Consider the following 13,054-nt stretch of genomic DNA (forward strand, 5'->3'; position numbering starts at 1 on the left):
CATCCCGGCCGGCAGCAGTTTTGTCACCTGATGGATTCCATGGAATTCGCCACTTCTGTGTCCGGGAGAGGGAAATGAGCAGCAGATCCAGTCCGGAGCCGGGGAACCGGCGGACCGGCGGTACAAAGACCCCTGCGGGCCCGCCCCGCAAGAAGGCTTCGGATGAATTCGGCAAGGAGGGCACCAACAAAACCCTTCCCCAGCCCAAGGCCGATGGCGAACCGTCCGAAGAACTGGGCAACACCCCGCATATCGGGAAGACGCCTTACACGCGCGGCTGAATTTGTTCAGCGGTGGCCGGCCTCACCCCTGGTGCGCCGCCTTGCGCAGCACCGTCAGGGGCAGCGTGGCCGCGATGGTCGTGCCCTGGGTGGCGTTGATGTCAAGGCGCCCGCCCGAGGCTTCCACCCGGTGGCGCATGCCCTGCAGGCCATGGCTTGAGGCCTGGACGGCCAGCGGGTCGAAACCCCGGCCGTCATCGTGGACCGTCACCACGATGTAGTCCTTGTAGCTCAGCAGGTTGATGTCCACGTTCTGCGCCTGCGCATAGCGGGCGATATTGGTCAGCGCTTCCTGCACCAGCCGGTAAACCGTCAGCTGGATGGTTTCGTCCAGGGCCGCGGGCTCAAGGTTGGTGGCGATGCTCAGGCCCGAACGCTGGGCGAATTCGCGCGTCAGGATTTCCAGGGCCGGCACCAGCCCGAGATTGGACAGTGAGGAAGGCCGAAGGTCTTCAATGATGCGCCGCTTCAGGGTGATGCCGCTGTTGAGCGTTTCGATCAGGTGCTCGATGCGGGCGGGCAGGTCGCCGTTGTCGCCGGAAAGCTTGGCCTTGATGCGCGCGACGTCGAGCTTGGCCGCCGTGAGCAGGGCGCCGAGTTCGTCGTGCAGTTCGCGCGCCAGGTGGCCTTTTTCTTCTTCCCGGATCTGCTGCAGGTGGGTGGCCAGTTCGGCCAGGCGGCTGGTGCGTTCCCTGATCTGGACGCCCAGCAGGTCGCGCTCGGCCTGCAAGGCCAGCTGCTGGCGCTGCCCGGCCTGCTCCAATGCGGCCGTCTGGCGCAGATACAGCCAGAAGGCGATAAAAGCGACGCTTGCCACCAGGGTGATGCCTATACGCGTCAGCAGCAGGGAGTGCCGGACTTCCGTGTAGCCGTTGGTGGTCTCCTGGTTGGTCTCGGTGACCAGCCGGGCGGCGCCGTTGCGGATGATGTCCATTTGCTCCTTGCCCACCTCCGTGGTCAGGACAAAGCGCCAGGCATCGTCCTTGCCCTCGTTCTTCATGCGGATGGACAGGTCCATTTCGGCCAGCTTGCGCTGCACCGTCCGCCCCAGCGTCGACAGCGTGTCGACCTGGTCCTTGCGCATGGCGAGCAACTCGCGCAGCTGATCCTGCGTCTGGCTGATGTCCGCGATGGCGGCCTTGTAGGGCTCCAGGTACATGGTGTCGCCGGTCAACAGGTAGCCGCGCTGCCCGGTTTCCGCGTCGAGCACATCGCGCAGCAGCCGCTGCACATGGCTGCGCGCGACGTGGGCCTTGGCCACTTCGTCCATCGCCTCCATGGATCGGAGGTACGACAGCTCGCTGATGCCGATCAGCGTGAGCACGGCGACCAGGGCACAGGCGATGTTGACGGCCATTTTGTGGGGAGTGCTTCGCATGGGAGCTTTCGTGGAAGTTCTCGAATGGTGCCGCCGGCCGGCGCACGCTGCCCAAAATTGTGGAGGCCGGCCCTCTCGGCAAGGCATGAAAAAGCCACCCGGAGGTGGCTCTATGGTGCCGGTATTCGGCAAGGTGCGGCGTAGGACGCCGCGCCTTGCCGCCGGTCTTGTTGTGTGGGGCTTACAGGCCCGCCRCCGCACGCAACGCAGCTGCCTTGTGGTGACCGCATCACATTGCTGCGCAATACGAGCGGTCCCCAAAGCTCAAGAGGAGCTTCGCTCCGCGGTCCTTACAGGCCCGCCGCTGCACGCAGCGCTTGAGCTTTATCAGTTCTTTAGCTTCGGCGCGGGCCTTCGGCCCTTAACTTCGCGATGCGAAGTTAGCCTGCGCTGAAAGCCGGACAAACTCGCTTCGCTCGGGGCCTTACAGGCCCGCAGCCGCGCGAAGCGCGGCCGCCTTGTCCGTCTTTTCCCACGTGAATTCCGGTTCGTCGCGGCCGAAGTGGCCATAGGCTGCGGTCTTTTCGTAAATGGGACGCAGCAGGTCCAGCATCTGGATGATGCCCTTGGGGCGCAGGTCGAAGTGCTCGTTGACCAGGGCCGAAAGCTTTTCGTCGGAGATCACGCCGGTACCTTCGGTGTAGACCGTGACGTTCATGGGCTTGGCCACGCCGATGGCGTAAGCCACCTGGATCTGGCACTGGCGGGCCAGGCCGGCCGCYACGATGTTCTTGGCGACGTAGCGGGCGGCGTAAGCGGCCGAACGGTCCACCTTGCTGGGATCCTTGCCGCTGAAGGCGCCGCCGCCGTGCGGGCAGGCGCCGCYGTAGGTGTCGACGATGATCTTGCGGCCGGTCAGGCCGCAGTCGCCCTGCGGGCCGCCGATGACGAAGCGGCCGGTCGGGTTGATCAGGTACTTGGTGTCCTTGGTCAGCATGCCCTTGGGCAGCACCGGCTTGATGATTTCCTCAATGATGGCTTCATTGAAAGAAGCCTTCATCTTGTGCGCGGTTTCGCTCTGGTCGGGGCTRTGCTGGGTGGACAGCACCACGGTGTCTATGCTGTGCGGCTTGCCGTCCACGTAGCGCATGGTGACCTGGCTTTTCGCGTCGGGGCGCAGGAAAGGCAGGCGGCCGTCCTTGCGCAGCTGGGCCTGGCGCTCGACGAGGCGGTGCGCATAATAAATCGGCGCGGGCATCAACTCGGGCGTTTCGTCGCAGGCGTAGCCGAACATCAGGCCCTGGTCGCCGGCGCCGGTGTTCAGGTGGTCGTCGCTGGCGTGGTCCACGCCCTGGGCGATGTCATTGGACTGCTTGTCGTAGCAGACCATGACGGCGCAGCCCTTGTAGTCGATGCCGTATTCGGTGTTGTCGTAGCCGATGCGCTTGATGGTGTCGCGCGCGACCTGGATGTAGTCGACGTGCGCGTTGGTGGTGATCTCGCCGGCCAGCACGACCAGGCCAGTGTTGGTCAGGGTCTCGGCAGCCACGCGCGAGAGCGGGTCCTGTTTAAAAATCGCGTCGAGAATCGCGTCGGAAATCTGGTCGGCAACCTTGTCGGGATGGCCTTCGGAGACGGATTCGGAAGTAAAGAGAAAATCGTTCGCCATTGCGTACACTCCATGAAGTTTGTCGGCGCGTTGCCGGCTGGGGTGCTTCGGCGAACGCTTTAGCAGTTTGGTTTAATGTCGCCCTGCAAGTTGTTCAGTAACTCAGCGACAGCCTTCATTATAAGACAGCCTGTTTTGGGCTGGATTGGCCCTTCAATACCCCTTTTGCCCGCTTAATGTCCTGGTTATTCCGTTTTTTCGCCCTCTGGCCGCTGGCCGCCCTGCATGCGCTTGGCGCTGCGCTGGGCTGGCTGGTCTGGGCCGCGAGCCCGCGCTACCGCGCGCAGTTCCGGGCCCATGTGGCGCAGGCCGGCCTGCCGTTTGAGCTGGCCCGACCGGCGATTGCGGAAGCCGGGCGTTTTATCGCCGAACTGCCCAAGCTGTGGATGCGGCCGGCCTCGGAGTCCTGCCTGGGCAATGTGCGGGTGGAAGGCCAGGCCCACGCGGAGCAGGCATTCGCTCAAGGCCGCGGGGTGATTTTTTTCGGTCCTCACTGCGGCAGTTTCGAGCTGGGCCCGCAGGCCCTGGCCGAACTCTACGGACCCATCACCGCCATCTACCGGCCGGCGCGCAAGGCCTGGCTGGCGCGGCTGGAGCGGCTGGCGCGCGACCGTGCCAACCTCACCGTCGTGCCGGCCTCGCTGAGCGGAATCCGCCTGATGCATAAAACCCTCAAGGCCAACCAGGCCGTGGCGCTGCTGACCGACCAGGTGCCGCCGGAGGGGCTGGGCGTCTGGGCGCCGTTTTTCGGCAAGCCGGCCTACACCATGACCCTGGCGGCGCGGCTGGCGCTGCAAAGCGGGGCGGTGCTGCTGCCGGAGAGCTGCGAGCGCCTGCCGCACGGCCGGGGCTATTTCCTCAAGATATGGCCGGCGGTCGAAGGCGTTCAGCCGGTCGATTCCGGCAAGCCCCGCGCCGAGCTGCTGCAGGCCGTGACGCAGATCAACCGCGCCATTGAAGCCATCGTGCTGAGCCAGCCCGGCCAGTACCTGTGGGGTTATGCGCGCTACAAGACACCCCGCAAGGAAGCACCGCTTTGAAGACTGCCCGACAGATGGCCGGCCGGCTGGTAACCCGCGGCGGCATCCTCTTTATGCAGCTGCTGGCCCTGGTGCCGCTTTCGTGGACACGCGGCCTGGGCACGCTGCTCGGCTGGGTGCTGTACGCCGTGGTGGGCGCGCGCCGGCGTGTGGTGGACAGCAACCTGGCCCTGTGCTTCCCGGCGCTTTCCGCGGACGAGCGGCGCCGGCTGAACGTGCAGACCTTTGTGTACTTCGCGCAGGCCTGGCTGGACCGTGCGTGGCTGTGGCATGCGCCCAAAACCTGGGTGCAGCGGCGCGTGAACCTGACGGGCGCGCTGGAAGAACTCGCGGGCAACGCGCCGACTGTGATTTTCCTGCCGCATTTTGTGGGGCTTGACGCTGCGTGGACCGCCGTGGCGCTGCAAATGCCCCGGCCCTCCACGACGATCTACACCGACCAGTCCAACAAGCTGGTGGATCGCTGGATACTGCGCGGGCGCCGGCGCTTCGGCAATTTACGCCTGTTCGGCCGCGCGGCCGGCGTCAAGCCCATCGTGGCGGCGCTGCGCGAAGGCCAGCCGCTGTATTTGCTGCCCGACATGGATTTCGGTCCCGACGATTCGGTGTTCGTGCCTTTTTTCGGCGTGCCCACCGCCACCGTGCCCTCGCTGTCGCGCTTCGCCAAACTGGGCCGTGCCAAGGTGTTGCCGCTGCTGCCGCGCATTACCCCTACCGGCTACGAGGTGCAGGTGTTGCCGGCCTGGACGGACTTCCCCTCCGACGATCCGGTGGCCGACACCGCGCTCATGAACGAGCGGCTGCGCGACTACATCGAGGCCATGCCGGCGCAGTACTACTGGGTGCACAAGCGTTTCAAGACCCGGCCTGAAGGCGATCCCTCGCTGTATTGAGTTGGCGCGGCCTCGTGGCCGTCAGCGCAAAAAATCCCCCAGATACGCCGCCACCAGCGCCGGCTGCTCATGGACGATCCAGTGGGTCGCGCCCTCGATGCGCTTCAGGTCCATGCGCGGCACATAGTCCTGCAAGCCGTCCAGCAAGACCGCCGGCAGGGCGATGTCGTCCATGGCCCAGAGCACCAGCGTGGGCAAGTGGATCTCCAGCATCTGGCGCGGAATCGTCACGGCCGCCGCGGCCGGGTCGTTGTGCGGCGGGCCGGGCCGGGGCGGGCGCAGCGGCGAGGCACGGTAGTAATTGCAGGGCCCGGTCAGGCCCTGGCGCCAGATGGCGCGGTACTGGTCCCGCAGTGCATCGGTGAGCCAGGCGTGCGGGCCGTCGGCCGCGCCCATGTGCGTGAAAAATTCCCAGAGGCGGCGAAAGTCGTCCTCGGCCAGCAACGCCTCGGCGTCGGGGCGGATCAGGAAGTTCATATAAGCGCTGGCGGCCTGCTGCACCGGCGACTGCTGCAGTTCGCGCAAAAAAGTGCCGGGGTGGGGCGAATTGATGATGGCCAGTTTTTTCATCAAGGCCGGTTGGCCGGCCGCGAGATTCCAGGCCACGGCGCCGCCCCAGTCATGCGCAACCAGGCATTCAAGCTGCCCGCCTTCCAGGGCTATCAGCGCGGCGATGTCCTGCACCAGGTGTTTGGGCCGATAGGCGGAGGCGTCAGTTGGCGCGCTGGACTGCTCGAAGCCGCGCAGGTTGGGCGCGATGCAGCGGAAGCCGCCGTTTTCGGGCAGGGCGAAGTGTTCGAGCAGGCCGTCCCAGACAAAGGCGGCTTCAGGGAAACCGTGCAGAAACATCAGCACGGGCCGGTCTCTGGCGCCGCTGGCGCGGCAGGACAGGGTGATGCCGTGCGGCAGGGCCTGCAAACTGGGTTCAATCATGGCGTTGCGCTCTGCTTTCTATTGAAGGCTGAAAGCGCCGCCCGGCCTTAATCGTTGATTTCAGGCACGTCTTCAGGCGCGGCCCTGGCGGCCTTGGCCGGCTTTTCAGGCGGATGGGCCCAGTCCCACAAATGCTGGGCGACCTCCTCGACGCCGCGGCGCTTCAGCGAAGAAAAGAGTTTGACGTCTCCGCCGCCGGCCTGCAGTCGCACAATGGACAGCGCCTTGGCCGCCTCGGTCTTGTTGAGCTTGTCGGATTTGGTCAACAGCACCAGGAACTTCAGGCCGTCTTCGACGCGCGGCCGGATCACGTCGAGCAGGATTTCGTCGAGTTCGGTCAGGCCCAGGCGCGGGTCGCATAGCAGCACCACGGCCTTGAGGTTGTCGCGCGTCTGCAAATAGTTGCCCATCACCTGCTGCCAGCGGTATTTGGCTTCCTTGGGCACGGCCGCATAGCCGTAGCCCGGCAGGTCGGCCAGCACCGCGTCGGTCACGCCCTGYTTGCCCAGGCTGAAAAGGTTGATGCTTTGCGTGCGGCCCGGTGTCTTGGAGGCAAACGCCAGCCTGTGCTGCTGCGTCAGGGTGTTGATGCAGGTGGATTTGCCGGCGTTGGAACGGCCCACGAAGGCGATTTCAGGCACGTCGACGCGCGGCAGGTGCTTGAGTTCGGGCGCGGTGGTCAGGAACTTGGCCGTGTGCAGCCAGCCCATGGCGATCTTGGGATCGGGGGTGCCGGGTGCGATTGGGGGCGTTTTGGACGGGGAAGCGGAAGTCATGGTCGGGCGGTCCCTGAAGGTCGGTTGCATGCCGGCGGCATGCGTTGAAAGGGGTCAGCGCCCCTGTGGGCGGGGCTTGGGAGGCCGTGAACCGGCAGGGAGCCCCTGGCGGATTGCCGCGGCAAGACCCGAATAATCGGGGGTGCCCTGAAGCCATTGTAAAATCAGAAAGTTATAAGTTTTGTGCGCCAACCAATTAAAACCCCCGATATGAAGCTGTTCGTTACTTCCCTCCTGGCCGCTTTGCTGGCCGTGCCCGCCGTGTCGTCGTTTGCCGCCGGCGAAGCCGCCCCCGCGCACGACGCCGCCCCGGCTGCCGCAGCGGCCCCGGCCAAGGTTGCCAAGCCTGACCTGGTCAAGGGCGGGGCCAGCTTTGCTGCCGTGTGCGCCAGCTGCCACGGCGACGACGGCAATTCGGGCACGCCCGCCAACCCCAAGCTGGCGCAGCAACACCCCGAATACCTGGTCAAGCAGCTGCAGGAGTTCAAATCCGGCAAGCGCAAAAACCCCATCATGCAGGGCTTCGCCTCGGCGCTGTCCGACGACGACATGAAAAACATCGCGTACTGGGCCACCTCGAAAAAAGCCAAGACCGGCTTTGCCAAGGACAAGGAACTGGTCGCCCTCGGTGAGCGCATCTACCGCGGCGGCGTGCAGGATCGCCAGATCGCCGCTTGCGCGGGCTGCCACAGCCCGACCGGCGCCGGCATTCCCTCCCAATACCCGCGCCTGGGCGGCCAGCATGCCGACTACACCGTGACGCAGCTGACCGCTTTCCGCGACGGYGGCCGCAAGAACAGCGCTCCCATGACCCAGGTGGCCGCCAAGCTGAACGACCGCGAAATCCGCGCGCTGGCCGACTACATCGCCGGCCTGCGCTGAGGCGAGGCCTGCCGCAAGGCGGGCTTTTTTGCCGAAAAAATACAYGCAGTTCGACTGCCGTATTGAACCCAAGCCGCTAAAACCAATCACACCAAAGGCGGGTCTTTCTGATGAAAGCCCGCCTTTTTTCTTTTTTCTCTTTTGCCGGCTGCCGCCAGCCCGATCCGGTTCCATTTAAAGCATGACAGTTTCCACCGAGGGTATGAAGGTCAATTGGGGCTCCCGCAGCTTGCGGGCGTCGGTGGAACTGCTGTCGTCCATGCGGTTTTCCATTTCGCTGCTGACGGTGATCTGCATCGCGTCCATCATCGGCACGGTGCTCAAGCAGGCGGAGCCTCTGGGCAACTACGTAAACCAGTTCGGCCCGTTCTGGGCCCAGGCCTTCAGCCTGCTGAGCCTCAACACCGTCTACAGCGCCTGGTGGTTTCTGCTGATCCTGGCCTTCCTGGTCATTTCCACCTCGCTGTGCATCGCGCGCAACGCGCCCAAAATCCTGGTGGACCTGAACCAGCTCAAGGAAAACGTCCGGGAGCAAAGCCTCAAGGCCTTCGGCCACCGCGCCGAAGCCGCGCTGGCCGAAGCGCCCGAAGCCGCCGCGCGCCGCWTCGGCCAGACGCTGGTGCAAAGCGGCTGGAAGGTCAAGCTGCAGCAGCGCCGCACGCCCGAAGGCGACGGCTGGATGGTGGCCGCCAAGAAGGGCGCGGCCAACAAGCTGGGCTATATCGCGGCGCACAGCGCCATCGTGCTGGTGTGCGTGGGCGGCCTGCTGGACGGCGACATGATCGTGCGCGGCCAGATGTGGCTCAACGGCAAATCCATTTACACCGGCGGCGGCTTGATCGCCGACGTGCCGGCGCAGTACCGCCTGAGCGACCGCAACCCGACCTTCCGCGCCAACCTGCTGGTGGCCGAAGGCACGCAGTCCAGCACCGCCATCCTGAACCAGCCCGGCGGTGTGCTGCTGCAGGAGCTGCCGTTTTCCATCGAACTGAAAAAATTCATCGTCGAGTACTACTCGACCGGCATGCCCAAGCTGTTCGCCAGCGACATCATCATCCACGACAAGGAAACCGGCGAAAAAATCCCGGCGCGCGTGGAGGTCAACCACCCGGCCCGCCACAAGGGCGTCGAGATCTACCAGTCCAGCTTCGACGACGGCGGCTCCAGCGTCACGCTCAAGGCTATTCCCATGGCGGCGGCCACCAAGCCCTTTGAAATCCAGGGCACCATAGGCGGCACCAGCAGCCTGAGCAACGGGCAGGGCGACAGCGCCGAAAAGCTGACGCTCGAATACACCGCGCTGCGCGTCATCAACGTGGAAAACTTCGCCTCGGGCGGCAGCATGGGCGGCTCGGGCGCCGACGTGCGCAAGGTCGACCTGCACCAGGCCATCGATTCGCGACTGGGCGCGGCCAACAAGACGGTCACGCAAAAAGAGCTGCGCAACGTCGGGCCCAGCGTGAGCTACAAGCTGCGCGATTCCGCCGGCCAGGCTCGCGAGTTCCACAACTACATGCTGCCGGTCAAGACCGACCCCGGCGAAAACAGCCCGGCGGTCTACCTGATGGGTGTGCGTGAGACCCCCTCGGCCCCTTTCCAGTACCTGCGCATCCCGGTCGATGCCGAAGGCGGCATGGAAACCTTTTTGCGGCTGCGCGCCGCGCTGGCCAACCCGGCCCAGCGCGAGCTGGCCGTCAAGCGCTATGCCAGCCAGGCCATAGGCCGTGAACGGCCCGAACTGGCGCAGCAGCTCGCAGCTTCGGCTTCGCGCGCGCTGGCGCTGTTTGCCGGCGGCGGCCCGGCTGCGGCTGGGGGCAAGACCGCCGGCCTGCAGGCGATTTCCGACTTCATGGAAGCCAATGTGCCCGAAGCCGAGCGCAACCGCGCCGGCGAGGTGCTGGTCCGCATCCTCAACGGCGCGCTGTTCGAACTGGCCCAGATGACACGCGAGCAGGCCGGGCTCAAGCCCATGGCGCAGGACGAAAAAACCCTGGCCTTCATGTCGCAGATGGTGCTGAGCCTGTCGGACGCCCATTTCTATCCGGCGCCCATGGCTTTTGAGCTCAAGGATTTCACGCAGGTCCAGGCCAGCGTGTTCCAGGTGGCGCGCGCGCCGGGCAAAACCATCGTGTACCTGGGCTGCGCCTTCCTGATCCTGGGCGTGTTCGCCATGCTGTATGTGCGTGAGCGCCGCGTCTGGGTCTGGCTGGCGCCGCGCGGCGCGGGTAGCGGCCAGGCAAAGGATCACAATGTTGTGGATTCAGTGCCGGAATCAGCCGCTGGCTGCAGCCAGGCCACCATGGCCTTGTCCACCAATCGCAAGACCCTGGATGGCGACAAGGAGTTCGAGATGTTGAAAACGAAACTGTTGCAGGCGCCTTTATGACTACCTCCACCATTAACACCACGGCGGTGAACACCACCACGCTGAAGGCCGGCGGCGGCGACAGCACGCTGAGCCTCAACGAAGGCTATTTCGCCCGGCGCAATGTGCTGGACTGGGTATTCGCCGCGCTGGTCGCCGGCGGCTTTCTCTATGCCTTCGTGCGCTACGGCGCTTTCATGGACGTCTATGAAAAAGGCATCCTTCTGGCGGCTATTCCCGCGGCCATCGCCATGGGCTGGTTCTGGCGGCCGCTGCGCGTGCTGATGGTGGTGGTGAGCGTCTTTGCGCTGCTTGGCATCGCCTCCTACCAGGGCGACCTGGCGCGGGCCGAGCAGGTGTTCTGGCTCAAGTATTTCCTGTCCAGCCAGTCGGCCATTTTGTGGATGAGCGTGCTGTTTTTCATGAGCACGATTTTTTACTGGCTGGGCATGTTCGCCAAAGGCCAGAGCGGCACGCTGGAGTCGCTGGGCTCCAAAATCGCCTGGGTCGCCGTCGGCATGGCCTTGATCGGCACGCTGGTGCGCTGGTACGAGAGCTACCTGATCGGCGCCGACGTCGGCCATATTCCCGTGAGCAACCTGTACGAAGTGTTTGTGCTGTTCTGCTGGATGACGGCGGCCTTCTACCTCTACTTTGAATCGCAGTACAACACCCGCGCGCTGGGCGCTTTTGTGATGCTGGTGGTCAGCGCCGCGGTCGGCTTTTTGCTCTGGTACACCGTGGTGCGTGAAGCCCATGAAATCCAGCCGCTGGTGCCCGCCCTCAAAAGCTGGTGGATGAAGCTGCACGTGCCGGCCAACTTTATCGGCTACGGCATGTTCTCGCTGGCCGCCATGGTGTCGCTGTCTTACCTGATCAAGCAGCAGGCCGATGAAAAGCAGTGGCACCGGCTCACGCCACTGTGGCTGCTGGGTGTCGTGCTGTGCTTCGTGCCCATCGTGTTTCGCAGCAAGTCGCCGGCCGAAGTGGGCGGCAGCTATTACTGGGTCGGTTACCTGGCGGTGTCGGGGCTGATCGCCGCCGGCATCCTGCTGGGCCGTAAACGCATTGCCGCGCGCTTGCCCAGCTTCGAGGTGCTGGATGACGTGATGTACAAGGCGATTGCCGTCGGTTTCGCTTTCTTCACCATTGCCACCGTGCTGGGCGCCCTGTGGGCGGCCGAGGCCTGGGGCGGCTATTGGAGCTGGGACCCCAAGGAAACCTGGGCGCTGATCGTCTGGCTCAATTACGCCGCCTGGCTGCATATGCGCCTCATGAAAGGCCTGCGCGGAACGGTCGCCGCCTGGTGGGCCCTGGTGGGGCTGGCGGTCACTTCGTTTGCCTTCCTGGGCGTCAATATGTTCCTTTCGGGCTTGCACAGCTACGGAACCTTGTAGCCGGCGGGGAGTCTTTGTAAAAGCCCCTGGCTGAATCCGTGTAAGAAACTGCCGCGTATTCAGACTAAGCCATAACGGATTTTTTCAAGGACGCTCTCATGCTCATCAAGACCCACGCCAGCGGTTTCGACCATATTGTTCCCAGCGAGATCACGCCGCAGGGCATTTACCAGGGCCGGCGCGACCTGATCAAGCTGATGGCCACGGGCGCAGCGGGTACGGCCATGGCGAGCTGGGCGGGGCGCGAGGCCATGGCGCAGACGGTGCAAAAACCCGGCAAGCTGGCGGCCCTGGCCGGCGGAAAATCGGCGGTAGCCGGCGCCACGACCATGGAAAAGGTCACCGACTACAAAGACGCCTCCACTTACAACAACTACTACGAGTTCGGCACCGACAAGGCCGACCCCGCCAGGAATGCCCACACCCTGGTGACCAAACCCTGGTCGGTGGCCGTTGAGGGCCTGGTCAAGCAGCCCAAAACCTTCACGCTGGAAGACCTGATCAAGCTTGCGCCGCAGGAAGAGCRCATTTACCGCCTGCGTTGCGTTGAAGGCTGGTCCATGGTGATTCCCTGGGTCGGTTATTCGCTGTCCGAACTGATAAAAAAGGTCGAGCCGCTGGGCAACGCCAAGTATGTCGAGTTCATCACCCTGGCCGATCCCAAGACCATGCCTTTTGTCGGCTCGCGCGTGCTGGACTGGCCTTATGTGGAAGCCCTGCGCATGGACGAAGCCATGCATCCGCTGGCGCTGCTGGCCTTCGGCATGTACGGCGAAGTGCTGYCCAACCAGAACGGTGCGCCGGTGCGCATGGTGCTGCCCTGGAAGTACGGTTTCAAGAGCGGCAAGAGCATCGTCAAGATCCGCTTCACCGACAAGGAACCGCGCACGGCCTGGAACAAGGCCGCGGCGCAGGAGTACGGGTTTTATTCGAATGTGAACCCGAACGTGGACCACCCGCGCTGGAGCCAGGCCACCGAGCGCCGCATCGGCGAAGACGGCCTGTTCGCCAAAAAGCGCAAGACCTTGATGTTCAACGGCTACGAAGCCCAGGTGGGCCAGCTCTACGCCGGCATGGACCTCAAGAAGAATTTCTGATGGCCACGCTCAAGGCGGCAACGCAGAAGTGGCTGCTGCACCCAGCGGCCAAGCCGGTGCTGTTCATCGCTTGCCTGCTGCCCTTCGCCTGGCTGTTCTACGGCGCTTTCACCAACCAGCTCGGGGCCAATCCCGCTGAAGCGCTGATACGCGCCACCGGTGACTGGACGCTGCGCTTTATCTGCATCGTGCTGACGGTCACGCCGCTGCGTGTCATCAGCGGCACGCCGGCACTGGCGCGTTTTCGGCGCATGCTGGGGCTCTTCGCGTATTTTTATGTCGTGGTGCACCTGCTGAGCTACAGCTGGTTCGACATGGGCTTTGACTTTGCCGACATCGCCAGGGACATCGCCAAGCGGCCATTCATCCTGGTGGGGTTTTCAGCCTTTGTGCTGTTGACGCC

General features: G+C 64.4%; 12 protein-coding genes. 8 read left to right on the forward strand and 4 right to left on the reverse strand.

Going from position 1 to position 13,054, the window contains the following annotated elements; translation table 11 throughout:
• Window positions 1-281: hypothetical protein (locus AC1D0P_RS12630; protein WP_477677056.1), on the forward strand; the 281-nt coding region annotated here is incomplete at its 5' end.
• A gap of 22 nt (window positions 282-303) precedes the next feature.
• Here the strand turns inward: AC1D0P_RS12630 and AC1D0P_RS12635 are convergent.
• Both AC1D0P_RS12635 and metK read right to left on the reverse strand, forming a co-directional pair.
• On the reverse strand, window positions 304-1,659 hold the full coding sequence (locus AC1D0P_RS12635; protein WP_477677057.1) for a sensor histidine kinase: 1,356 nt from the start codon (window positions 1,657-1,659) through the stop codon (window positions 304-306).
• A 424-nt stretch (window positions 1,660-2,083) separates the two neighbouring features.
• Entirely contained in the window at window positions 2,084-3,268 is a 1,185-nt protein-coding gene (metK, locus tag AC1D0P_RS12640) for a methionine adenosyltransferase (RefSeq protein ID WP_477677058.1), read from the reverse strand.
• A 176-nt stretch (window positions 3,269-3,444) separates the two neighbouring features.
• Between metK and AC1D0P_RS12645 the strand changes: the two genes are divergently transcribed.
• Both AC1D0P_RS12645 and AC1D0P_RS12650 read left to right on the forward strand, forming a co-directional pair.
• Window positions 3,445-4,308: a lysophospholipid acyltransferase family protein gene (locus tag AC1D0P_RS12645; protein ID WP_477677059.1), complete on the forward strand. Its 864-nt coding sequence runs from the start codon at window positions 3,445-3,447 to the stop codon at window positions 4,306-4,308.
• A 14-nt stretch (window positions 4,309-4,322) separates the two neighbouring features.
• Window positions 4,323-5,201, forward strand: coding sequence for a lysophospholipid acyltransferase family protein (locus tag AC1D0P_RS12650; protein WP_477677067.1), 879 nt, complete (start codon window positions 4,323-4,325; stop codon window positions 5,199-5,201).
• A 21-nt stretch (window positions 5,202-5,222) separates the two neighbouring features.
• On the opposite strand, the gene AC1D0P_RS12655 is transcribed toward AC1D0P_RS12650, so the two are convergent.
• Window positions 5,223-6,134: an alpha/beta fold hydrolase gene (locus AC1D0P_RS12655; RefSeq protein ID WP_477677060.1), complete on the reverse strand. Its 912-nt coding sequence runs from the start codon at window positions 6,132-6,134 to the stop codon at window positions 5,223-5,225.
• A 47-nt stretch (window positions 6,135-6,181) separates the two neighbouring features.
• A complete protein-coding gene (gene yihA, locus AC1D0P_RS12660) occupies window positions 6,182-6,910 on the reverse strand; it encodes a ribosome biogenesis GTP-binding protein YihA/YsxC (protein ID WP_477677061.1) in 729 nt (242 codons plus the stop codon).
• Between the two features lie 210 nt (window positions 6,911-7,120).
• Here yihA and AC1D0P_RS12665 point away from each other — a divergent pair, with 210 nt between their 5' ends.
• From AC1D0P_RS12665 to AC1D0P_RS12685, 5 genes are all read left to right on the forward strand, one after another.
• On the forward strand, window positions 7,121-7,792 hold the full coding sequence (locus AC1D0P_RS12665) for a c-type cytochrome (RefSeq protein ID WP_477677062.1): 672 nt from the start codon (window positions 7,121-7,123) through the stop codon (window positions 7,790-7,792).
• Window positions 7,793-7,973: 181 nt separating this feature from the next.
• Window positions 7,974-10,178, forward strand: a complete 2,205-nt coding sequence (locus AC1D0P_RS12670) for a cytochrome c biogenesis protein ResB (RefSeq protein ID WP_477677063.1) — start codon at window positions 7,974-7,976, stop codon at window positions 10,176-10,178.
• A complete protein-coding gene (gene ccsB, locus AC1D0P_RS12675; protein ID WP_477677064.1) occupies window positions 10,175-11,554 on the forward strand; it encodes a c-type cytochrome biogenesis protein CcsB in 1,380 nt (459 codons plus the stop codon). The genes AC1D0P_RS12670 and ccsB overlap by 4 nt, the downstream gene beginning before the upstream one ends.
• Before the next feature lie 98 nt (window positions 11,555-11,652).
• Window positions 11,653-12,651, forward strand: a complete 999-nt coding sequence (gene msrP, locus AC1D0P_RS12680) for a protein-methionine-sulfoxide reductase catalytic subunit MsrP (protein WP_477677065.1) — start codon at window positions 11,653-11,655, stop codon at window positions 12,649-12,651.
• On the forward strand, window positions 12,651-13,054 hold a 404-nt coding region (locus AC1D0P_RS12685; protein WP_477677066.1), incomplete at its 3' end, for a protein-methionine-sulfoxide reductase heme-binding subunit MsrQ. The genes msrP and AC1D0P_RS12685, both read left to right, overlap by 1 nt.

It is taken from the genome of Polaromonas sp. P1_G2 (assembly GCF_056405515.1).

What these genes read in the sequence shown, in the direction of transcription:
- AC1D0P_RS12635 (WP_477677057.1), bottom strand. Translation starts at nt 1,659, where the DNA reads ATGCGAAGCACTCCCCACAAAATGGCCGTCAACATCGCCTGTGCCCTG.
- AC1D0P_RS12645 (WP_477677059.1), top strand. Translation starts at nt 3,445, where the DNA reads ATGTCCTGGTTATTCCGTTTTTTCGCCCTCTGGCCGCTGGCCGCCCTG.
- AC1D0P_RS12650 (WP_477677067.1), top strand. Translation starts at nt 4,323, where the DNA reads ATGGCCGGCCGGCTGGTAACCCGCGGCGGCATCCTCTTTATGCAGCTG.
- AC1D0P_RS12655 (WP_477677060.1), bottom strand. Translation starts at nt 6,134, where the DNA reads ATGATTGAACCCAGTTTGCAGGCCCTGCCGCACGGCATCACCCTGTCC.
- ccsB (WP_477677064.1), top strand. Translation starts at nt 10,175, where the DNA reads ATGACTACCTCCACCATTAACACCACGGCGGTGAACACCACCACGCTG.